This window comes from Bradyrhizobium sp. 160 (genome assembly GCF_023073735.1).
GTDB lineage: Bacteria > Pseudomonadota > Alphaproteobacteria > Rhizobiales > Xanthobacteraceae > Bradyrhizobium.
This window is the reverse complement of sequence record NZ_JADPKD010000054.1, coordinates 157,429-177,768: the sequence shown is the minus strand read 5'-3', so window position 1 is coordinate 177,768 and position 20,340 is coordinate 157,429. Positions and strand designations below refer to the sequence as shown.

Genomic DNA, 20,340 nt, shown 5'->3' with positions numbered 1-20,340 from the left:
GTCATCAGACAGCGCGATCCCCGAGTGACGCCCAGTAGTTCGGGTTCTTGGGCGATTGAATGCGGACCCAACGATAAGGCTTCTTCGACCACGGCAGGATGTGGCCGGAGAGATTGTCCAGCACGAGATCGCCGGAGAAGGTGCGCACCACGACCACGAGATGATGCTCGCCCCAGGTGGTCACGACCTCGCTGAGCAGCACCGAGCGCGCCGGAAAGCCTTTGGCGATCAAATCGTGGCGCTTTGTCACCGCGTAATCGTTGCAGTCGCCGCTCGCCGGATGCAGTAGCCATTTCTCGGCCCGCAGCCCTTCCAGATTGGCCTCGGGACGGATGGCGGTATTGACCCGCTGGTTGACCTCTTGCATCTGCGCCAGCCGCTCCGGCGTGAGCTTCAGACGGCCGCCGCGGAATACGATCTGCTGCGGCCGCGGCCTGCACTCGTCCTTGTACTTCAGGCAAAAGATGGTGAACGCCATCGGCGCCAGCGTCGGCTGGTCGAATTTGATGTATTGGATGGCACCTCGCAGCCCCAACGGCGCGCCCACGAAGGCGGCTTCCGCGCTCTGCTGCACCCCGCCAGCAACGACGACGGCGGCCACGGCCGCCAGGAACTTTACAACGTTGCGCATATGGCGCTCCCCCTTCTTGTAGGAAAGGACGCTACGCGAGACCTCTTGAAATACGGCTCAAAGGCCAAGCGATTCTTTAATCAAAATGCGGGCGCGTTGGTTGCAAACAATTAAGAATATCGATGTGTGACTGGCTCTGCTAAGAGCGGTCACGACGTTCCGCTCGTGGCGCTGGATGCGATTCGACCGACCTGATGGACCTTTCCTCACGCTTTCGAAAGAAGACCAAGCCTCGGCTTCCCGATGGTGTTCGCGTCTATGCGATCGGCGATGTGCACGGCCGCGCCGATTTGCTTCAATCGCTGTTAACCGTCATCGATGCCGACCTTGCCCGCTCGGCCCCCCAACGCGCCATTCAGGTCTTTCTCGGCGACTATGTCGACCGTGGCCCGGACTCACGCGGCGTTCTTGATCTGTTGATCGCGCGCTCGAAATCTCACGAGACGGTTTGTCTGAAGGGCAATCACGAAGTCTTCCTGCTCGAGGTGCTCAAGGATCCCGCCCGCTTGCAGGAGTGGCGCCACTATGGCGGCCTCTTGACGCTGGTTTCCTACGGCATCACGCCGACCATGAATCCGTCCGCGGAACAGCAGGTCGAACTGATCGAGCGACTGAAACGCGCGCTCCCGCTGGAGCACTTGTCCTTCCTCCAGCAATTGCCCTCGTCCTTCACCTGCGGCGACTTCTTTTTCGTCCATGCCGGCGTCAAGCCGGGCGTCGCGCTCGATCGTCAGAAGGACGAGGACCTGCTCTGGATCCGCGAGGAATTCCTGAACTGCGAAGACCGCTTCGGCAAATATATCGTCCACGGTCATACGCCGGTCGGCGCGCCCGATATCCGTCCTAACCGCATCAACATCGACACCGGCGCCTACGCGACCGGAAACTTGACGCTGCTAACGATCCAAGGCGATAGTCTGCTCGCAATTTAGGCTCTGGCTGGACCTCGGTCCCGTCGTTCGCTCGCCCTCACCGGCTCGTCAATTCCATCATGAACCGCATCATCCTGCTTCGCGTCGTCGGCATCTGCACCGCAACCGCGCTGGCGCTTCACGCCGGCATGGCGTTCTACGGCGATCTGATACGGCCGAACTTTCGCGCCAGCGATTTGTTCTCGGGCGAGATCCCGCCCGACAAGGCCAAGCTGGCGGCCGCCGGCGGCCTGGCATCTTTTTCATGGGATGGCGACCTGCTGGCGAATTACGCGGCAGCGATGGCCGCTGACGTTCTTCACCGTCCGTCAACCGAAGCGGGCGGACGGGCCAGCGATAACAAGGCAGCTCAAGGCGCGGTCGTAGCCGCCTTGAAAGTCTCACCGATCAGGCCTGCGCTATGGCTCACGCTCGGCACGCTGCAGGCACAGGCCGGCGAGGCGGTAACGCCTGCAGTGAAAATGTCCTACTTGACCGGGTCGGTGCCGATCGACGTTGCCTTCTCTCGCGTCCAGATTGTCACCTCGAGCGCGGCCGCGACCGATGAAGAGATCAAGCTGCTGGCGCAATCCGACATCCGGTCGGCTCTGGCCAATCGCTCTCGTTACGAGCCACTGCTGATCGCGGCCTATGTGCAGGCAACGCCGCAAGGCAAGTCGCTGCTGCTGGAGACCACGAAAGTGACCGATCCCAAATTTAACGAGATTATGCGGCGATACTGAACCTGTATGGGCTTCGTTGCCATCGCTCCTTGGGCTGCAGCGAGTTCTCAGCGCACCGATTTCGGGTTGACCGGCACAAAATCCTGATCGCGGCGCGGTTGGTCGGATCGACCCTGGTAGACGAACATGCCCTTCTTGGTCGCGATGATGTCGCCGCGTTGCAGGCTCTCGTCGCGCAAGAGACGTTCGGTCGCGACAAGGTCCGGATCTTCGGGAATCGGCTTGTAGAGCTCAGGATGCTCCCGTCGCTCGCGCGAGACCTCCTTTGCCCGGCGCCGCGCGTCCTCGATCCGCTGATGCCATTCATCGCGCGTGACTTCCGGCTCGCTCGGCGGAAGATAGTCGTTGAGTGAGAGCTCCGGTTCGCTCTGGGCGACACACAACGAGGGGCTGGCGAAACCAAGACCGAGCGCACCGGCAACAATTATGACCGCCCGAGACGGCGCCCCAAACCATTTTCCCTCGTGATCACGCCGACCTGTTCGCAACTTGATGACTCCGGGCCGAACGATAAGGACGACCATCGGCCATTTCGCTATCTTCAGCTCTTCAGTCTATACCTTTGCAAGTAGCAAGAAAGCCAGTTCGCGGGCCGACTTTCCACTTTAGTTCGCAGGGATTTCAGCACGTGGTTCGGGACGCCCGGCGGCAGGCCAGATCGAATACCCGCAACTCATCCATACTAGTATGAAGCGGACAGGTCGGAGAGATATCGCTTCGAGCGAGAGTCTCTTCTGTGGACTGCCTCAGACCGCATCGAGTGGCAAGAAACTCGAACTGGCAACACTCAACGCCTGCGCGAACTGCTTGAAGAGGTGACATTCTGCTCAAACAGCTCCGCAGCCGCGCATAGATCGAAGGATCCTATCATTTGATCGGAGGGCGCTCACCGGAACGTGCAAGAGCTGAGAACGAGACCGGAACTGGCCAATGCGTCCCTATGCCCGTCAATGCCGGTATCGCTGATTGGGCTTTAATGCCACCTTTGTCTGCATTCGGCTTCTCGCTTCCCAACGGCCCCTTACTGCCGACGAGGACAACCTCTTACCCGGTCCGAGCGCCTGTGAGGCTTCTTCTTTGCCTTTAGGAAAGAGCTAAGGCTCAATCTCTCCAACTGGACAACACAGGGCGAGCTTTCCGCTCCCCAGCCGGGCCGCCAACACAATTACCGCCTGCTCGAGTCGCTGCCCCGAGTTCTGTTCCCGTAATAGGGCCGGGCAGAGCCGCTCGTCACGGGGGGCTCGATTCGGCTCGGAATATTTCGCGTCGCCGTGGAGGGCGACGGCTGCGGTGGGTTGACGATGATCACATTGCGATTGGGCGTCGAGGGATCGTTGACGCCCTGGGCCCAGGCGGCGGCCGGCACGACAAGCGCGAATATGATCAAGACTAAGCGTTTCATGTGCGACATCTCCCGAGCAGGAACGTCAGGGAGGCGAACACCGTTCCTTCACGGTTGCTTGCGTTGCCTTCACCGAGGCACGGCAATCAGCTTGCCATCCCTCCAGACGCCTTGGGCCGCCCTTCCGGCAGGAAGGCTCCCCGTCACATTTCGGACCGCGGTAGGCCGGGACGCGGCCTGGCTGGTTTGCGCCTTTTTGGTCGGCGTTGTGATGATGCTGGAACTGGTGGTGTTGGCCTGATCCTTCACGCCTTGCGCCAAAGCGGGCTGAACCAAAAACGCCAAAAACGTGATTGCTGTCAAAGTGCCGCGCATCATCAAACACCGGAAAGAGGAGCTGGGCGAAATGTCACAGGTTTCTGCCCAAAAGCAAGCTATTCGAGAAGGTCGCGACGGACCTTTGCAGGTCGGATCCATCGGAGCGAGCCACCGCAGCCGAAGGATCCGCGGTGAAAAGGCCTAGCGAAACAGCTGTATCCGGGCTAGTTGATCGGCCTTGATGACCGAGCCCGGTGACACTGCAGCCAACGCGCACGAGATCAAGGCTGGACTTGTCCGCCTGTTATCAGGGCGGATCCGCGAAATCTCCGACGACCCTCGGCAGATGCGGGATGTCGTTTACGAATTGGCCCGCATCAAGCTGCTGGAACAATTCACCCAGGCCGATGCGCGGGAAGCACGAGCGCTCCAACAGGTCCTCGAACGCGCCATCCGGGAGGTCGAACGGTCCTTTGATCAAAGCGAGCCGTCCTCACCGGCAAAAACTGCCGCTGCGCCCGCGCCCAAGTCTCCGCCGGCCAATGCCCCTGTTCCCCCGCCCATTCCGGCGCCGCCTGCTTTGGCTTCACTGGCCGCTCCGAAGGCCGCGGAAACGCCACGCGGACCTGCGGCACTGCCAAGATCGCTGGAGCAACTCAAACGAAGCGGCGCCTTTAAATCTCTCGTTCGATTGACCGCCATCCTCGTGCTCATTGCCGGCGCCGGTGCCGCCTATTGGCTGCGTCTGAGGACACAAGTGACCGAATTGTCGCAGGTGGCGCTGCCGTCCGTGCGCTCACCGAAAAGCTCGGAGCCTCAGCCGACCGCCATCCCGACTCCCGCGGTGGGCGAGACCGGTGAACGCCGGCCGGAAAGCCCAAAGGAGCTGGCGCAAGCTGCGCAACCCTCGATGCCTTTGCCGACGACCTTCGGCGTCTACGCCTTGAGCGAGGGCCAGCTCCATGAGCTCAAGCCGGTGCCCGGAAAGATTCCGGACCGGCGCGTCGCGATCTCGGCAGCCATCAACACGCCGAGCGCGACCACATTGACGGACGGCGATGTCAAATTCATCGTGTTCAGGCCCGACGGGGGTGTCGATCCAAGCGGGACCGAAGTTCGGGTGGTCGCGAAAGTCTCCCGGGCGATGGGCGTCGATGCCACCGGGAAAGCCGCGATGGTCAGCGCCGGCGATTCCTGGGTCATTCGGAGCATGTCCTACCCCTACAAGGTAGGCCCGGTCGAAGACCAGCCGAGAATGCTGTTGCTCCAACCAGAGCAAGACGGCTTTACGCTCGTCCCCGGCCGCTACGTCGTGGTGGTCAAGGGCATGGGCTACGACTTCACGGTGGCCGGAACGGTCACTGATCCCAATCAATGCGTCGAACGTATCAATGCAACGAACGGCGCGTTCTACTCGCCCTGTCCGCCGCCCCGACGCCAGCCGTAGCCACCTGTTCTTATTTGGCCGGCTTGTTGTCCTTTGGCGCGTCCGGCGGCATGTCGTCGACCTTGCCGTTGTTGGCGACGCATTTTTGGAAATATTCGCGCTTCTCCTTGGCCGTTCCCTTGGTGCTCCCCGCCGCGGGGTTGCCGATTTGTCTAGGCGGAAAGGCCTTGGCCAGCGCCGCATCGCATGCGCGCGCCACCTCGGCAGTGATGGCCGAAGCCGTCGCCGGCGCGGCCAGTGTCAAAGCACCTGCCAGTCCAATCAACGTCCGCAAATTCTTGACCGGCACCTCTTCGCTCCTTCAATTCGTGGATGCTTGCCGGGACCATAGCAAAAAGGATCGCAGCACCAAACGGCAAACCGGTGCCGAATTGTCACGCGGCCGTACCTACTCGGCGCAAGGCTATGCATTTGAGAGTGTTTCCCGCTGCCATCCTTCGAGACGCCCGCTTTGGGCGGGCTCCTCAGGATGAGGATGGAGCGCGCGGAAGCAGTTTCAAACGGGCCCCGACGCCGATTATCTGGTTCACCTCGGCCTACGGGAGAGGTGCCCTCCTCGGCTCGCACCGATCCAACCAAAGCTCATCTCGCTTTAGCTGTTGAGCTGCGGCGGTTTGAAATCCGGAAAGCGCGTGAGCATTGCGGCCTTGACGAACTTCAAGTGAGCAATGCTGCTTGCCAATTCCTTGAGCCGTCGCTGGCCATTCGAGATGTCGGCCGCGAAGAGATCCTGATGATAATTGTCGAGCGGCTCTCGCTCGAGATATTCATCGGTGCCATTTCCGAAGGTGACGGACGCACGCGCGAGGGCATCATCAACACGCCGGTTGAGGCCGGCCTGCTCCCGCTCCGCCTCCTGCAATGCTGTTTCAATCGCCGCCAGGACGGCACCGATCCGCACGCGGTCGGTCTCCGCATCACGCTCGACAGAGCGCGCCTTAAAACCCTTGTTCTCGCGGCGAGAGCCGAGAAGATTGTGTGCGCGCGCTCTCAGGAACAGCTGAAACATTTGGGCCATCCCACATTCGAGATCAGGCGGCTACCATCGGTCAGGCATAGTTAACAAACCCTAAATTTTGCGCCCGCTCCGCCTGGCTTTGTTCGATCCATGCCCGCCAGGCTCCTTCGTGCCTGGAATAGAGCTCAAGCCAGCGAACTTCGGCCGCAGCGGCGGCTGCTTCGCTCACGCAAATCTCAGACGCGAATTGCACCGTATTGTTCGGCGAAAGATCCAGCGCTTCGAACTCCGCAGTTTGCTGCAGCGAAAGGCCGATCAGGACACGACGCCCTTGTGCGTCGACGAAATACCTAGGGGCGCATTGCGCCTTTGATCAATCATCTCGAATGGCCCTCATTCATGATCCAAGGCTCTGGAATATCTTTCAGCCGACGATCAAAGCTACGAACAAACGCGACCAAAATGAGACGCAAATCGCGCCCAGCAACACAATCAAATACGCCATCTACGCCTGCCCTGCGAGCCGCGAAAAAATCGAGATGGCTACTCTCGCCACAAACTGATCCGTCTTAAGTTGCCTTTCCGAAGCGCTCAAGGACCGCGCCACGTTAACCTAACTGCACATGGTTATTCGACATTGCCACAACATCAACTCCAACCGAAACGTCGCGCCGATGTTTTTGCCATCACGATGGACGCTCGCTTTGCCTGACTCTCATCGAGGCCGGGGTGTAGGGCGCATAGAGACGATATCGCGCTGATCGCTTGCGCGAGCGCCACGCCCGCACACCATAGCCGCAGCAAAAGCCAGCTGCAAAAATCGAAATCAAAACCAGAACTGCAAGCATTTGGAATGTTCCCAGTTTTCGGAACGCTCCTCCCGGTCCATTTCAACGTGATGTCGTGACGACTTCAAGATCATCGGCGCTGAAACTTTTGTCAGACGAACATGAAGTTTGTGCAACGTGGTGCTTGGAGTTTGGTCGTCGGCGAGAAAACCTAGGGCCGGGAGGATGACGAAATCTCTCATTGTTCAAGAGCGGATCCCGCCGGCGATGCTAACCCTGTTCACCTCGGCAAGCAGCCTGAGCCCACGCGCACCGGTGGTCGAGCGTGTCTGTACTCTGCGTGATGACGTCGCTTCCGACACATTTTTCGCACGCGGCTGCTGGCGATTGCAGACACTGACGAAACCTCCGGGGTTATACGGAGCGTCATGCACCAACTTCATCCCGGTAAGGTTGAGCAGTTAGCTTAATCCGCGTTGTTTGTTGCGAAATCTCGCATTTCGCTTATCCATCTTCGCACCGGGCTCCCCCAAGCCCGGCCCCACCCAAGCAAAGCCGTCGAGCGAACGTGGGTCGCTTGGCGGCTTTGTCCTTGTGTCGACGAGAGGATCATTTCGGTTATGGCGCGCAAGCCCTGGTCGTTCAAGGAAGACCGCCGGCTCATGGAGCTGGCCAAGTCGTCGGCTTCGCTGGAAGAGGCCGCGAAAGTTCTCGGGCGCTCGCCTGATGCGATCAAGCGCATGGCGTTGCGACTCGGTCTTTCGTTGAAGTCGAAAGGGGGCAAGAAGTCTTAGCCGCGGAAGCGCGGCAGCGCTCGCCTTTGCGCCTCGCAGCCGACCTCCCCGCGGTGCGGCGCGCGCGAACGACGTCGCGGGCGAGCCGAACAGGTGATCCCATCCTCGACAGCGCCGCAACACGCCTTCGACGCGGCCATAGCTTCATCCCGGCGGGCGGAACCAAACCAACGCTCGGCTGTTGATGCCAGACTTCACAGCGAGGCCTGGCAGTGCTCAACTTAGCCATTTCCGCGATGTTGATTTGGCTGGCGATCAATATCGCCTTCGTGGTGCTTCGGCTCCGGACCCCCCGCCATCCGGCCACGTCCCCCACCCACAGGCCCAGCTCACCTTGTCCCGACGTGATTCCTCTACGCCATCGCCTCGGGCGGTGATCGGCGATAGAAGATCTCGCCCGAGGGGTCCGTTCGGCTCGTTCAACCTAAAGCGCGATGAGATCAGGACCAATCGTCATCGCGGTTAGGTTATCGTTTGAGCATGATCTTTTCGGAAAACCGCTTCGCACTTTTCCGGATCACGCCTTAGTTGTTGGTCTTCTTCTGGGAGCCCATCCCGGAGCTGGTCCCGTAATTGGGCGTCCCGGTTCCTTTGAACGCGCCACCCATGCTGTTCGAACCGGAATTCGTTCCAGTGCCGCTGCGGGTCGCCGAAGCGGGGTGCGTGCCCGATGGCCTGTCTTTGGTTCCCTGTGCCGAAGCCGCAGAGCTCCCGACAATTAGCGCCAGGAGGAGGATGCTTAACGTCCTGATCATACTGCTCAACTTTCCATGCTCGTTTCTAGTGCTTGCGCCGCGAGACCATCGGCCAACCATCACCCGGGTAGGCCCCGCGCCGGTCCGCCCGTTAAACTCTATCTTAGCCCGCGCTGGCTAGGATCAATTCTCCAAGCCTCGCCTCATTTCGCCTGACCCGGATGAAACGACTGCGACCGAACCTTCCGTTTGCGGCGCTCGTGCTTGCGAGCACGATGGCGTTCGCCTTGTCCGGCCATTTCGCCGCGGACGCCGTCATTCGCCACCAGCAGGCGCATCAGCTGAACGAGTTGACCGAGGTCGTTCTGCGGCGCTCCGAATTGGCCGTCGATTTTGCCGCGGCCAGCCTAGACGAACTCCCAAAACGCAATCTCGCCAGCTGCGAGCCCGCGGCGTTGCAAGCCATCCGCCTCCACGTCTACCAGCGCTCGGCGATCAAGGACGTCCGCCTCGTCAAACCGGATGGCTCGGTGATCTGCTCGGCCTATTCCGAGACGCTCGAGTTCGACAAGGGATGGGCGGGTCGCCATGACATGCTGCCCTCGCGCGACAAGGCGCTGTCGCTGTTCCGCGTGGAGCAGTTCGGCGGCGATGCCCTGGGCGTGCTTAGGGACATCAATGACAGCTCCGCCCTTGTCGCCATTGTCGGCATCAATGCCAGCCTGTTCGACATCATGCCCGCCGAGCTGCGCGCGCACAGCGAGGTGATCCTCACCTTGAGCAATGGCGAGAAGCTCGGCGAATTCCTGCTCGATGCCGGCAGGCCGCTGGTGAAACCAACCAGCTTCGAGCGGCATTCCACGCGCTTGCCGCTTGATGCCACGATCCGGGTCGAGCACGCGGTCCTCTCGAGCTGGAACAGCGAGGCTTATTGGCCGGCGCTCGCAGTCGCTCTTGGCCTTGGCACACTCTTCGGCATCCTGCTGGCACGCAGCCGCCGGATGGAAGGGCCGGTCGCCGATCTCGATCGCGGATTGGCGGCTGGCGAATTCAAGCCATACTACCAACCCATCTTCGACCTCAGGGCGGGCCGGATCACAGGCTGCGAGGTTTTGGCGCGCTGGGTGCGCCGAGACGGCTCGGTCGTCCCGCCGATGAAATTCATTCCGCTCGCCGAATCCAGTGGACGCATCCAGGCGATGACCTGGCAGATCCTGAGATCGGCGCTGTCCGACCTGCAGCCAATGCTGAGGGCGGACAAGACCTTCAAGCTGTCCCTGAATGTCGTGCCCAAGCACCTGCTGAGTGCCGGCTTCGTCGAAACGCTGCGTCGCACCGTCCTGACGGCCAGGGTCTCCGCGCGCCAAATCGTGGTCGAAGTCACCGAGCGCGACGAGCTCGACGATCTTGCGCGCGCCGCGGCGGTTGTCGCCGAGCTGCGAGACCATGGCTTCCGCGTCGCCATCGACGACGTCGGCGTCGGCCATAGCGGACTGTCCCGATTGAAAGGCCTCGGCGCCGACACGATCAAGATCGACAAGTTCTTCGTGGACACGATCACCGTGGACGCGTCGACGACGATGATCGTGGAGATGCTGGTGGCGCTCGCGAGGGACCTCCATATGACCGTGGTCGCGGAAGGCATTGAGACGGAGGAGCAGCTCCGCGCGCTGGTCGCATCCGGCGTGGAAGAGGGCCAGGGTTATCTCGTGGCGCCTCCGCTTCCGTTCGCCAAGTTTAGTGCGCTCGTCGAGTGCCGGCGCGCGGCGAAATCAGGCGCGGCGGTGTCAGATGATACGGCTTTGGTGGCCTAACGGCGGCCCGAGCTTTTAACGATATTTTCTGCTTTCCAGCCGGACCGGCAACCGACGGGCTATGCTGGCGCCATGCGCAGAAACCACCTCATTGCAGCCGCGAGCATCTGCCTTGCCCTCATCGTCTACGCCACGCTGGCGAAGCTGGCAGGAAGACCCGCGCTCCTGGGCCATCACGAGGCGTACTGGGTCGTCGTGATCGAGCGCTTCAGTGCCTATGGGCTGCTCGGCTTCCTTCTTTCCTTCTTGCTGCCAGGACGGCTCGGTTTGGCTTGGTCGCTCGTGATCGCGGTCGCGATGGGGCTGGAGCTGATGCAAGCGTTGATACCCGATCGGGATCCGGGCTTTCTCGACGTGCTCCAGAAGGCGGCAGGCGGCACCGTCGGCGTCATGCTCGCCCAAATGATCCTGGCGTTCTTGCCCAGACCACCGTCCTGAAGCAACCGGTATCGCTTCAGCAAGATGACCGGTCGGACGCACAACCGGTCCTTACTTCATCATCTGGCCGCGCAATTCACCGCCCGGGTTCGCGGCCGTATGGATGTTTGCGTACCATTTTCCGGCCAATAGATCTGCCGCCTGCGCGTCGGTGAGCGTGGCACTGCCTTGGATTGGGCTTTGCACTGTCTTGAACGGCAAGACGATGCCGGCGTTCTTGCCGGCTTCGCCGGGGCCATGGAAATGCGCGCCCATTGCCGGTCCCGTAAGCCCGGCATAGGTGACGGTGTAAGTCAGAACTTTCGTTTCACTGTCGTAGCTGGCTTCTGCCTTGCCCGATCCGGTCGAGCTGTTCGGGGGCACTTCATTGCTTCCCTTGAGCTCGGCTTGCAGCTTCACGACTTCCGCGTTTGCCGTCCCGCTCGTCGCAATGACGCTTCCAATGAGCGCAAGCGTTCCCAACAGTGCCACCGACGGCCGACACCCGGCTTTGCTCATGCATCCCTCCTGCGGACTTCGCGACCCATCGGCAGTGAACACCGACGACAGCCGGAAATTCCGCCACAGAGCTTATGCTGATTCGGGACGAACGCGGGAATTAGCCTTCGGCGTAGGCCGGAACACGCCGAGGCTCAGGCCGCTCCACGCCTGTTGTGGAGCTGGGTGGGAGCCAGGAGTTCGGCCATCTGCCGATGGGTGTTGTGCAGCGCCTCAATGGCGCAATCCAGATCGAAATCCGCCTCACGAACGGCTGCAAAGAACTTGGCCGTCAGCGCCAGATCGAGTTTGACGCGCGTCGTCCCGTCGCGACTCTTGCGGCGATCGAGCGACAAATGGATGGCACGCTCCCTGGCCTCCATTGCGCCGCAGCCGCAAAGCGCACCGAGTTCGTCGTATGTCATCCAGATTTGAGGCATCTTCTTCCACCACACTTGATCGGCCGCGAGGCTAGTTCTCGCGTCTAAAGGCAGGGTTGCTGCAGCGCGGCCGCGGTGTGATTTCGAAACAATAGTGTCAATGCAATGCTAATGATCGCGGCGGGCACCCGTCGAGCTGAGCGGATGATGGTCGATTTGCTTTCACCTGGGCGGGCCCGCCGTGAACGGATGCCGCGGCCGGGAACGGCTGTCGGGCCCCTTGGGCAGCTTGTCGGCATTGAGCTTCACGACCGCGCTCCTGACATCGGCAGCCGGGGCATCTTCCTGACTGTAGATCAGCGTCGCCTCGAATTTCACGTCAGGCGCTTGCTTCGCCGTTCCGGAGCAGGTCGCCATAGCGCCGCTGAAGACGCCGGAGAGATAGACCTCGACCTCGTCACGCCCGAACACGGTCGGCGGGCCGTCGGCATGCCGGCGCGTGGTCAGAACGGCCGTGAAACGCCGGTCGTCATCGAATTGATAGGAGCCGCCATAGGTGAAGAAGCTGTCACTGCCCGAAATCCGGCCCTGGGCCAGATGCACGATACCGGTGCCTTGCGCTTGTGCGGTTCTGAACCACGCCGCGTATTTGCCCTCTTTCAGCATGGGAACATCCGTCGTGATTTTCACCCGTATTTGCAACGAACCTGTGGGGCGCGACAATGGCTGGCGCGGCGAGCATTCCGCCACGGTTAACACGCTGCAAAGTCGATCGATCAAATTTCTGCCGGCCGCGATGCAAAGCCGGCAGCGACGTCAAAACAGTTCTACGCCATCGTGCCCATGGCTTGATACTCGGTCGCCGATTTGAACCTGTTCCTGATAAAGTGCACCAATATCAAAGAGTGATTCTGGTCACACTTGCCTGGGCGCCCCGCTGCTAAGCATCGGACCGGGACGGGGACCGGTAGAGCATCGTCGAATTGGATGAGAATTCCCATGAAAAGCCTGATCGGCGCCCTTGTCGGCGCGTTCTGTATTGCGGCCCCCGCCCTGGCGGAGACACCCGCCGCGATTGTCGAGGATGTGCAAGGCAAGGTCGACGGCGTCGAGTTCATGGACTATGTGGCGCCGGGCAAGATCATCAAGCTCGGGCCCAAGACCAGCGTTACCCTCAGCTATCTGAAATCCTGCTTGCGCGAAACAATCAGCGAAGGCGTCGTCCTGGTCGGCACTGAACAGAGCACCGTACAGCTCGGCGACGTTCAGCGCGCCAAGGTGCCCTGCGATACCAAGGCGGCGCAGCTCTCCGAACGCGAGGCCAACCAGAGTGCCGCGACCACCTTCCGGACCGTGCGGTCCGATGCCAAGGGGGCTCCGTCCAAGCTGCCGACGATCTATGGCGTCGCGCCGCTGGTCCAGGCCAAGAGCGGCAGCACGCTCGTGATCGAGCGCACCGACGGCAAGGAACCCACGATCAGCGTGCCGCTCAAGAACGACGTCATGATCCGCGGCAAATTCTATGACTTTGCCAGGGCCGGAAAGTCACTGACCCCGGGCGGCAGCTATCTCGCCATTCTCGGCGCCAAGCGTTACGCCTTCCAAGTCGACGCCGGCGCGACGGCATCGCCTACCCCGGTTATCGGCCGCCTGCTGCGGCTCGAATAGACGGACCTAGCGAGGCCGCGATGCGGCGGATCGGCAGGCGGGACATCGTTGCGGCGATCCTGATTGCGCTCCTCGCGGGCGCGATCGTCATGTCTCCGCCGCTTCAGATGCTGCAAGGCCTGTCGCTCGACATCCTCACCGCGCTGCGCGGCAAGCTGATGGGTGAGCGCCGCGATCCTGCAATGTCGCCGGTCGTTGTAGTCGCGATCGATGCGGAAACCTACGACACGCCGCCCTTCAAGGGATCGCCGACGCAAACCTGGACGCGTGAGATTGGACGGGTGCTCGGCAGCATCACCGAGGGCGGCGCAAAGGTCATTGGCTTCGACGTCATCTTTCCGAGCTCGATCGAGCAGTCCGAGATTCCCTTCGGCGACGCGCCGCTCGGCACCCGCATGAGGGGTTTCGATCGGGATTATCTGATCGCCCTGCGGCAAATCTCCGACAGCGGCAAACTGGTGCTCGGCGAAATCCTGAACAACGAACACCCGGAAGTGCCCTATCGCGCACAGCAAGTGGCCGTGCGCAATACCATCCGCGCGCTCAACGTACACACTGATCCCGACGACGTGATCCGGCGCATGCCATTGAGCTTTGCCATCGAGGGCAAGCCTGTCCCCGCGATGGCGATCGAGCTGGCTGCGCGTGCGCTTGGCGCAAAGCCTGAGATTGCGCCGTCCGGCGCGACCGAGTTGTCCGGCTATGCGATCCCGAGCGCGATGCCGAATACAATCACACTCAACTTTCGCGGGCTGGGACGCGACGTCCCGACCTTCTCCTTCGCCGACCTGCGCGCCTGCGTCGAGAAGGGCGATCGCGATTTCTTTCGCCGCGCCTTCGACGGCAAGGTCGTGCTGCTCGGCACGGTCCTGAATTTCGAGGACCGTAAGCTCACCTCGCTGCGCCTGTCTGGCGGATATGACGGCACGCCGGCGGCGCGATGCGCCCTGCCCGCGCCGGAGCGTGGCGCGCAACGCCCCCGCAGCGATGTCGCCGGCGTCTTCGTGCACGCCACCGTCGTTCGCAACTTGATCGAACGCGACGCCGTGACCGAGCTCGGCTTTCCCGCGCGGAGCATTCTCACGATCCTGTTCGCGCTCGTCATCGCTTGCGCCGCCTGTGTGCTTGCACCGAGCGGCGCCCTGATCGCCTGGCTCGCCCTCACCGCCGCTTACTCCGCCGTGGCCGTCGGTGCGTTCGTTCACGCCCTGGCACTGCCGCTGACCGAGCCTGCGCTCGCAAGCCTTGCCGCGCTCGCGATGATGATCGGCTACCGCTTCGTGCTGGCCGATCGCGACGAGCGCTTCCTGCGCAAGAGCTTTGCGTTCTATCTCGCGCCTGAAGTGATCGACACCATGGTTACATCCGGCAAGATGCCGGCGCTCGGCGGCGAGATGCGCAACGTCACCATGTTCTTCTCCGACCTCAGCGGCTTCTCCTCGATCGCGGAGACGATGACACCTGGCGAGCTTGTGACCCTGATGAACGAATATCTGTCCGCCATGACCGACATCATCGAGGCCCATCGCGGGTACGTCGACAAATATATCGGCGATTCCATCGTCGCCATGTTCGGCGCCCCGGCCGACGACGTTGCACATGCGCGCAATGCGGTGCGTGCCGCGCTGAAATGCCACCAGAAGCTCGCAGAGCTCAACGCCAACAATGCCGCCTTTGCGGGCCACGGCCTGTCGCATCGTATCGGCCTCAACAGCGGCGAAGCCGTGGTCGGCAACATCGGCTCGCGCCGCCGCTTCAACTACACCGTGATGAGCGACACGGTGAACGTTGCCTCGCGGCTCGAGGGCGCCAACAAATATTACGGCACCGCGATCATGGCCTCCGAAACCACGATGGCGCAGACCGGTGACACCTTCGCCTGGCGCGAGCTCGATGCGATCAGGGTGTTGGGACGCGGCGAGGCGGTCAGGGTGTTCGAGCCGCTGGCGGAGAGAGGCGCGGCGAGCGCCGAGCAGGCGAAGGTGGCCGCAGCGTATGCGGAAGGCTTGGCCTGCTGGCGGGCCAGGGATTTTGTGAAGGCGGCCGAAGCGTTCGAGAGCGCGGCGAAGATCGATCCCTCGTCGGCGCTATTCGCCAAACGCGCCAGAATGCTGATCGCGAATCCGCCCGCGTCTGATTGGACACCGGTCAACATGCTCGAGGGGAAGTAGCAGTTGATCGCTCCCCTCCAGGGCAGGGTAAACGCGTGCCACCCTAAACCGGCAGCTCCGGCAGGCGCGCATCGGGAGGAAGTCTGACGACCTCGGCCTTTGTTGGCCGGCACGCCACTTACCTTCGTATATGGTGTCCTATCCTTTGGATAGAGGCCGTTTACCTCAGTACAATTGAGCACGGAATGCGCGCGCTCTAGCGTGACTGCATTCGGCGCCCTGGCGCTGGTGGCATGAAACCTCCCTGACCTTGGCGCAAGACGGCCACCCCTGTCCGGTCGTCTGCGCCGCTTTTTTCAGCAAGCCATCGCCAGCTTTTTTTCGAAACTGGAGATTTGTGCACAATGTCTTCCCTTGAGAAGATCGCACTCTTTATCGATGGCTCCAATCTCTATGCCACCTCCAAAGCGCTCGGCTTCGACATCGATTTCAGGCGGTTGCTCAGCGAGTTTCGAAGCCGAGGTGCACTGTTGCGCGCCTTCTACTACACGACCGTCATCGAGGATCAGGAGTTTTCCTCAATCCGCCCGTTGATCGATTGGCTCGATTATAACGGATACACCGTCATCACCAAGCTCGCCAAGGAGTTCGTCGACGCCACCACCGGCCGCCGCAAGGTGAAGGGCTGCATGGATGTCGATCTCGCCGTGAGTGCGATGGAGCTCGCCGAACACGTCGATCAGATCGTGTTGTTCTCGGGCGATGGGGACTTTCGTTCGCTCGTGCAAGCCCTGCAACGCGGCGGTGTCCGCGTGACGGTGGTCTCCACGCTCTCCACTCAGCCGCCCATGATCGCCGACGACCTGCGCCGACAGGCGGACGTATTCCTCGATTTGGCAGACCTGAAACCAAAAGTGGGGCGCGATCCCGCCGACCGGCCCCGCGAGCTTCGGCAGCCACCGCAATTCCTCGCACGCGGATCGATCGATCGGGGCGACCGGGTGGAATGATCCTGGGACGGCCGCCGGCACCGTCGAGCACCCTGCTTTCCAGCGTCGTGCGTTCGCCCTTGGTGCTCGGCGTCACCAGGACCTCCGAAAAGTTCTCCTGAAGATGTCGAAGCCGGCCATCGCGCGCGCGCGAAGGTTGGCCGAGCTGCCGATGTTCATGGCGAGCCAGCGCGAGACTGTCGCGGCGAGGGCTGCCGCTTGAGCCGGCCCCCCTTACGAAAACCTGATTCCCGCCAAACCCACTGGTTGCGCGAGGGGAGCCACGCTAAAATCGCCCCATGACAGTGACCGACATTGCGAGCCGAACATACAATCACAGCTGGCGGCTGGATCCCATCATCCGCAGCCTGCTCGATACCGATTTCTACAAGCTGTTGATGTTACAGATGATTCGGGAGGATTACCCGAATCAGCAAGTGACCTTCTCGGTCATCAACCGCTCGCGCCATGTGCGTCTCGCCGAGATCATCGACGTGGGCGAGCTGCGCGCCCAGCTCGACCATGCCCGCACAATCCGCTTCACCAAGAAGGAGCTGATCTGGCTTGCCGGTAACACCTTCTACGGCAAGACCCACATGTTCTCGGCGGACTTCATCCGCTGGCTGGCCGAATTCCGCCTGCCCGAATACGAGCTGCGCAAGGTCGAGGGCCAGTACGAGCTGCATTTCCACGGGCCCTGGACCCACACAACGATGTGGGAGATTCCGGCACTCGCCATCCTCAACGAGCTGCGCTCGCGCGCAGCGATGAAGGGCCGCGGCCGCTTCGAGCTCGACGTGCTCTACGCCCGCGCCAAGGCCAAGCTGTGGACCAAGGTGGAGCGGCTGCGCAAGCTGGAGAACCTCCGCCTGTCCGACTTCGGCACCCGCCGCCGTCACGGCTTTCTCTGGCAGCGCTGGTGTGTAGAGGCGGTGAAGGAAGGCCTCGGCTCGTCCTTCATCGGCACCTCCAACGTGCTACTCGCGATGGACAACGATCTCGAAGCCATCGGCACCAACGCGCATGAGCTGCCGATGGTCGCGGCCGCGCTCGCCAGGGACGACGAGGAATTGCGCTGGGCGCCCTATCGCATCCTCGACCAGTGGCGCCAGACCTATGGCGGCAACCTTCTGATCGCGCTGCCCGACGCCTTCGGCACGAAAGCTTTCCTGCGCGATGCGCCGGAATGGGTCGCCGACTGGACCGGCTTCCGCCCCGACAGCGCGCCGCCGATCCAGGCCGGCGAGGAGATCATCGCCTGGTGGAAGAAGATGGGCCGCAATCCCAAGGACAAGCTGCTCGTCTTCTCCGACGCGATGGATGTCGGCTCGATCGAGGAGACCTATCACCACTTCGCTGGCCGTGTGCGGCTCTCGTTCGGCTGGGGCACTAACCTCACCAACGACTTCGTCGGCTGCACGCCGGACGGCTCGTTCAATCTCGATCCGATCTCGCTGGTCTGCAAGGTTTCGTCCGTCGACGGACATCCGGCCGTCAAGCTCTCCGACAATCCGGAGAAAGCGACCGGCCTGCCCTCGGAGATCGAGCGTTACCTGCGCGTGTTCGGCGATGCCGGACGCGTGCGCAAGCCGGTGCTGGTCTAGCAGCGGGCCAGGTTTCTTTCGATCCGGTAAACCGCGCACGATGAATACGAGGCTTTGGTTCGCCGATGCCGCGCCAGTTCCGATTGACCAGTATTTGACGAGATCTGCGCGCATCCACTTCACAGCACCTTCACCCTGGGTGCAGTCGCTCGCGTTTTCAGGTCGAGTTAAGCAACATTCTGCTCTAGTTCGCGTTGCAGGCCAACGCTCCGCTGGGATCGTTGATCGATTTGGGGAACGCAGGGTGTTTCGTAGAACAGCGACGTCGAGGAAGGGACACAATCTCCTTCACGTCATCAAGCTCGTCTCGCCTTTCGTTATGGTCGTCGTGCTCCAGGCGGCAATCGCAGGATTCAGCCTCGAGGTGATGTCCTCGGTCCGCGCCTATGTCGCCGGCGAAGCGTTGTGGTCGCGCTCGCAGAAGAACGCTGTTTACTTCCTCAATCGCTATCTGCATTCGGGCGAGGCCAGCCAGTTCGCGCAATATCGGGCCGCGCTCGCCGTTCCCATTGGCGACCAATTCGCGCGCTGGGCGCTCGAACGCGACCCGGTCGACGTCGAGGTCGCCCGCATCGGCTTCCTGCAAGGCGGCAATCATCCCGATGACGTTCCGGGACTGATCTGGCTGTATCGCTACTTCAACCGTGTCAGTTTCCTCCAGGAAGCGATCCGGGAGTGGGCTGCCACCGATCCCATGCTGCTGGAGCTCAGCGTGTTCGGCGAGGTCATCCGGTCCGAGTTGGAGAACGGCCCCATTCACAACGACGGTCGCCTGCAATTCCTGTCGTCGCGGCTCTCGGAGCTCAATACCCAATTCACGCTGCATGCCAAGCGGTTCTCCACTGTCCTCGGTGAAGGCTCTCGTGCCATCAAGGTGACGCTGACGTGCATCAACATCGTCACCGCCGCGACGCTGATCCTGCTCCTGATCTGGCATACGCGGCGGCTGGTGCTGCAACGACAGGCGTTCGAGGAGGCCTTGCACGCCGAGAAAGAGCGCCTGGCCTGGCAGGCGTCGCACGACTGGCTGACCGGCCTGTCCAACCGCCGCGCCTTCGAGGCGAGCCTGCAGAGCGAGTTGGACAATGCCGCCGCGGGTCCGCTGGGACTGATTCTGCTCGACCTCGACCAGTTCAAGAGTGTCAACGATACCTGCGGCCACCTCGCCGGCGACCGCCTGCTCTGCCAGGTCTCGCGCCTCCTGCAACAGGACCGGCATGCGCGTGATCTGGTGGCCCGGCTCGGCGGTGACGAATTCGGCCTGATCCTGCCGCGGTGCCCGCCCCCGAATGCCGTCGATATCGCCGAACGGCTGCGCCGATTGTTCGAGCTGTTCAATTTCGCCTGGCACGACCGTTGCTTTGCGGTGACCGCCAGCATCGGCGTCGCCTGCATCACCGACCGCAACACTACGCTCGAGGATGCGATGCGGCGCGCGGATGCCGCCTGCTACCGTGCCAAAGAGAAGGGACGCAACCGGGTTCAGGTCGACGGCGTAAGGCCGGATGTCCTCGCCGCGGCAGCCCGGCCGCGCGAAGCGGCGCGCGCTTGACGCTGCCCGCGCCGTCACCGCCGCGGCAAGATTCCTAGGCCGGCGAGATGGGCGTCGAGGAACTGCTCGATCTGCTGACGCAGCATCTGCGGCGGCACGGCCACCATCCGCTCCTCGAGGCCGAGCGAGATGATTCCATGCACGGCCGAAAACAACGTACGCGACAAGAGCGCGATCTCCACGTCATTCGCGTCCGGCAATAGCCGCACCAAGGGTGGATGCATCAGTGCGAAGGCGTCCATGACCATCTGAAGGATGTCGTCCGGATAAGGGCGATCGTCCTCCATCCGATGCTCGAACAACGAGCGCAGCAAATTGGCGTGCTCAGCAAAGAAGTCGAGATAGGTCGCGGCGAGGCCATAGAGCTGACGAACGGGATCCTCGGCAGGAACTCCGCGGAGCCGCGTCGTGAGCGCCTGAACCGTCTCCCGATTGACGGTCAGGATCACCCCATCGAAGTCGCCGAACTCGTTATAGACGCTGCCGACCGAGCAACCGGCGGTCTCCGCGACATCGCGAACCTTCAATGATCTCAGCCCCTTAGCTGAAATGATGCTGCGGGCAATCTCCACGATCTGGAGCCGGCGCCGACTTTTTTTCTGCTCGCGCAGCGATTCTTCTTGAACATTGTTCATTTTCAAGCTACTCATTTTGAACATTGTTCAAATAACCCGGAGACC

At 61.9% G+C, this 20,340-nt stretch carries 20 protein-coding genes; 11 read left to right on the top strand and 9 right to left on the bottom strand.

The window, feature by feature from the left end; genetic code table 11:
• Positions 1–4: 4 nt before the first annotated feature.
• A complete protein-coding gene (locus IVA98_RS20490; protein ID WP_247355401.1) occupies positions 5–631 on the bottom strand; it encodes a transglutaminase-like cysteine peptidase in 627 nt (208 codons plus the stop codon).
• Between the two features lie 194 nt (positions 632–825).
• On the opposite strand from IVA98_RS20490, the gene IVA98_RS20485 reads away from it, so the two are divergent.
• Both IVA98_RS20485 and IVA98_RS20480 read left to right on the top strand, forming a co-directional pair.
• Positions 826–1,563, top strand: a complete 738-nt coding sequence (locus IVA98_RS20485; RefSeq protein ID WP_247355400.1) for a metallophosphoesterase family protein — start codon at positions 826–828, stop codon at positions 1,561–1,563.
• A 59-nt stretch (positions 1,564–1,622) separates the two neighbouring features.
• Positions 1,623–2,285 carry a hypothetical protein gene (locus tag IVA98_RS20480; protein ID WP_247355399.1) on the top strand — a complete coding sequence of 221 codons (663 nt, stop codon included), beginning with the start codon at positions 1,623–1,625 and terminating at the stop codon, positions 2,283–2,285.
• Positions 2,286–2,332: 47 nt separating this feature from the next.
• Here the strand turns inward: IVA98_RS20480 and IVA98_RS20475 are convergent, their stop codons facing one another.
• Positions 2,333–2,668: a hypothetical protein gene (locus tag IVA98_RS20475; RefSeq protein ID WP_247355398.1), complete on the bottom strand. Its 336-nt coding sequence runs from the start codon at positions 2,666–2,668 to the stop codon at positions 2,333–2,335.
• Between the two features lie 1,518 nt (positions 2,669–4,186).
• On the opposite strand from IVA98_RS20475, the gene IVA98_RS20470 reads away from it, so the two are divergent.
• Positions 4,187–5,392, top strand: coding sequence for a hypothetical protein (locus IVA98_RS20470; protein ID WP_247355397.1), 1,206 nt, complete (start codon positions 4,187–4,189; stop codon positions 5,390–5,392).
• Between the two features lie 10 nt (positions 5,393–5,402).
• On the opposite strand, the gene IVA98_RS20465 is transcribed toward IVA98_RS20470, so the two are convergent.
• The 3 genes from IVA98_RS20465 to IVA98_RS20455 form a co-directional block, all read right to left on the bottom strand.
• Positions 5,403–5,681 carry a hypothetical protein gene (locus tag IVA98_RS20465; protein WP_247305282.1) on the bottom strand — a complete coding sequence of 93 codons (279 nt, stop codon included), beginning with the start codon at positions 5,679–5,681 and terminating at the stop codon, positions 5,403–5,405.
• A 303-nt stretch (positions 5,682–5,984) separates the two neighbouring features.
• Entirely contained in the window at positions 5,985–6,401 is a 417-nt protein-coding gene (locus tag IVA98_RS20460; RefSeq protein ID WP_247355396.1) for a hypothetical protein, read from the bottom strand.
• A gap of 40 nt (positions 6,402–6,441) precedes the next feature.
• A complete protein-coding gene (locus IVA98_RS20455) occupies positions 6,442–6,579 on the bottom strand; it encodes a hypothetical protein (RefSeq protein ID WP_247355395.1) in 138 nt (45 codons plus the stop codon).
• A gap of 1,179 nt (positions 6,580–7,758) precedes the next feature.
• Between IVA98_RS20455 and IVA98_RS20450 the strand changes: the two genes are divergently transcribed.
• From IVA98_RS20450 to IVA98_RS20440, 3 genes are all read left to right on the top strand, one after another.
• On the top strand, positions 7,759–7,932 hold the full coding sequence (locus tag IVA98_RS20450) for a hypothetical protein (protein ID WP_247305272.1): 174 nt from the start codon (positions 7,759–7,761) through the stop codon (positions 7,930–7,932).
• Between the two features lie 916 nt (positions 7,933–8,848).
• A complete protein-coding gene (locus IVA98_RS20445) occupies positions 8,849–10,441 on the top strand; it encodes an EAL domain-containing protein (protein ID WP_247355394.1) in 1,593 nt (530 codons plus the stop codon).
• Positions 10,442–10,513: 72 nt separating this feature from the next.
• Entirely contained in the window at positions 10,514–10,879 is a 366-nt protein-coding gene (locus tag IVA98_RS20440; RefSeq protein WP_247355393.1) for a VanZ family protein, read from the top strand.
• A gap of 51 nt (positions 10,880–10,930) precedes the next feature.
• On the opposite strand, the gene IVA98_RS20435 is transcribed toward IVA98_RS20440, so the two are convergent.
• The 3 genes from IVA98_RS20435 to IVA98_RS20425 form a co-directional block, all read right to left on the bottom strand.
• Positions 10,931–11,377, bottom strand: a complete 447-nt coding sequence (locus IVA98_RS20435) for a CHRD domain-containing protein (protein ID WP_247355392.1) — start codon at positions 11,375–11,377, stop codon at positions 10,931–10,933.
• Between the two features lie 134 nt (positions 11,378–11,511).
• The gene (locus tag IVA98_RS20430) at positions 11,512–11,796 is read right to left on the bottom strand and encodes a hypothetical protein (protein ID WP_249817593.1); all 285 of its coding nucleotides are present in this window, start codon (positions 11,794–11,796) and stop codon (positions 11,512–11,514) included.
• Between the two features lie 162 nt (positions 11,797–11,958).
• Positions 11,959–12,402 (bottom strand): hypothetical protein, encoded by a 444-nt coding sequence (locus tag IVA98_RS20425; protein ID WP_247355391.1) that lies wholly within the window; start codon positions 12,400–12,402, stop codon positions 11,959–11,961.
• Between the two features lie 333 nt (positions 12,403–12,735).
• Between IVA98_RS20425 and IVA98_RS20420 the strand changes: the two genes are divergently transcribed.
• The 5 genes from IVA98_RS20420 (at position 12,736) to IVA98_RS20400 (ending at position 19,660) form a co-directional block, all read left to right on the top strand.
• Entirely contained in the window at positions 12,736–13,404 is a 669-nt protein-coding gene (locus IVA98_RS20420) for a hypothetical protein (protein ID WP_247305260.1), read from the top strand.
• 20 nt (positions 13,405–13,424) lie between these two features.
• Complete coding sequence (locus tag IVA98_RS20415) at positions 13,425–15,575, top strand: adenylate/guanylate cyclase domain-containing protein (RefSeq protein ID WP_247355390.1); 2,151 nt, start codon at positions 13,425–13,427, stop codon at positions 15,573–15,575.
• 344 nt (positions 15,576–15,919) lie between these two features.
• A complete protein-coding gene (locus tag IVA98_RS20410) occupies positions 15,920–16,525 on the top strand; it encodes a LabA-like NYN domain-containing protein (protein WP_247305257.1) in 606 nt (201 codons plus the stop codon).
• 278 nt (positions 16,526–16,803) lie between these two features.
• Positions 16,804–18,108: a nicotinate phosphoribosyltransferase gene (gene pncB, locus IVA98_RS20405; protein WP_247305255.1), complete on the top strand. Its 1,305-nt coding sequence runs from the start codon at positions 16,804–16,806 to the stop codon at positions 18,106–18,108.
• A 244-nt stretch (positions 18,109–18,352) separates the two neighbouring features.
• Complete coding sequence (locus tag IVA98_RS20400; protein WP_247355389.1) at positions 18,353–19,660, top strand: GGDEF domain-containing protein; 1,308 nt, start codon at positions 18,353–18,355, stop codon at positions 19,658–19,660.
• Between the two features lie 14 nt (positions 19,661–19,674).
• Here IVA98_RS20400 and IVA98_RS20395 read toward each other — a convergent pair whose 3' ends face one another.
• On the bottom strand, positions 19,675–20,295 hold the full coding sequence (locus IVA98_RS20395) for a TetR/AcrR family transcriptional regulator (RefSeq protein WP_247305250.1): 621 nt from the start codon (positions 20,293–20,295) through the stop codon (positions 19,675–19,677).
• Between the last annotated feature and the right edge of the window lie 45 nt (positions 20,296–20,340).

Coding starts and splice junctions, on each gene's coding strand:
- IVA98_RS20490 (WP_247355401.1), bottom strand. CDS start 631: ATGCGCAACGTTGTAAAGTTCCTGGCGGCCGTGGCCGCCGTCGTCGTT.
- IVA98_RS20420 (WP_247305260.1), top strand. CDS start 12,736: ATGAAAAGCCTGATCGGCGCCCTTGTCGGCGCGTTCTGTATTGCGGCC.
- IVA98_RS20430 (WP_249817593.1), bottom strand. CDS start 11,796: ATGCCTCAAATCTGGATGACATACGACGAACTCGGTGCGCTTTGCGGC.
- IVA98_RS20440 (WP_247355393.1), top strand. CDS start 10,514: ATGCGCAGAAACCACCTCATTGCAGCCGCGAGCATCTGCCTTGCCCTC.
- IVA98_RS20395 (WP_247305250.1), bottom strand. CDS start 20,295: ATGAACAATGTTCAAGAAGAATCGCTGCGCGAGCAGAAAAAAAGTCGG.
- IVA98_RS20450 (WP_247305272.1), top strand. CDS start 7,759: ATGGCGCGCAAGCCCTGGTCGTTCAAGGAAGACCGCCGGCTCATGGAG.
- IVA98_RS20425 (WP_247355391.1), bottom strand. CDS start 12,402: ATGCTGAAAGAGGGCAAATACGCGGCGTGGTTCAGAACCGCACAAGCG.
- IVA98_RS20445 (WP_247355394.1), top strand. CDS start 8,849: ATGAAACGACTGCGACCGAACCTTCCGTTTGCGGCGCTCGTGCTTGCG.
- IVA98_RS20435 (WP_247355392.1), bottom strand. CDS start 11,377: ATGAGCAAAGCCGGGTGTCGGCCGTCGGTGGCACTGTTGGGAACGCTT.
- IVA98_RS20480 (WP_247355399.1), top strand. CDS start 1,623: ATGAACCGCATCATCCTGCTTCGCGTCGTCGGCATCTGCACCGCAACC.
- IVA98_RS20470 (WP_247355397.1), top strand. CDS start 4,187: ATGACCGAGCCCGGTGACACTGCAGCCAACGCGCACGAGATCAAGGCT.
- IVA98_RS20415 (WP_247355390.1), top strand. CDS start 13,425: ATGCGGCGGATCGGCAGGCGGGACATCGTTGCGGCGATCCTGATTGCG.
- IVA98_RS20460 (WP_247355396.1), bottom strand. CDS start 6,401: ATGTTTCAGCTGTTCCTGAGAGCGCGCGCACACAATCTTCTCGGCTCT.
- IVA98_RS20410 (WP_247305257.1), top strand. CDS start 15,920: ATGTCTTCCCTTGAGAAGATCGCACTCTTTATCGATGGCTCCAATCTC.
- pncB (WP_247305255.1), top strand. CDS start 16,804: ATGACAGTGACCGACATTGCGAGCCGAACATACAATCACAGCTGGCGG.
- IVA98_RS20485 (WP_247355400.1), top strand. CDS start 826: ATGGACCTTTCCTCACGCTTTCGAAAGAAGACCAAGCCTCGGCTTCCC.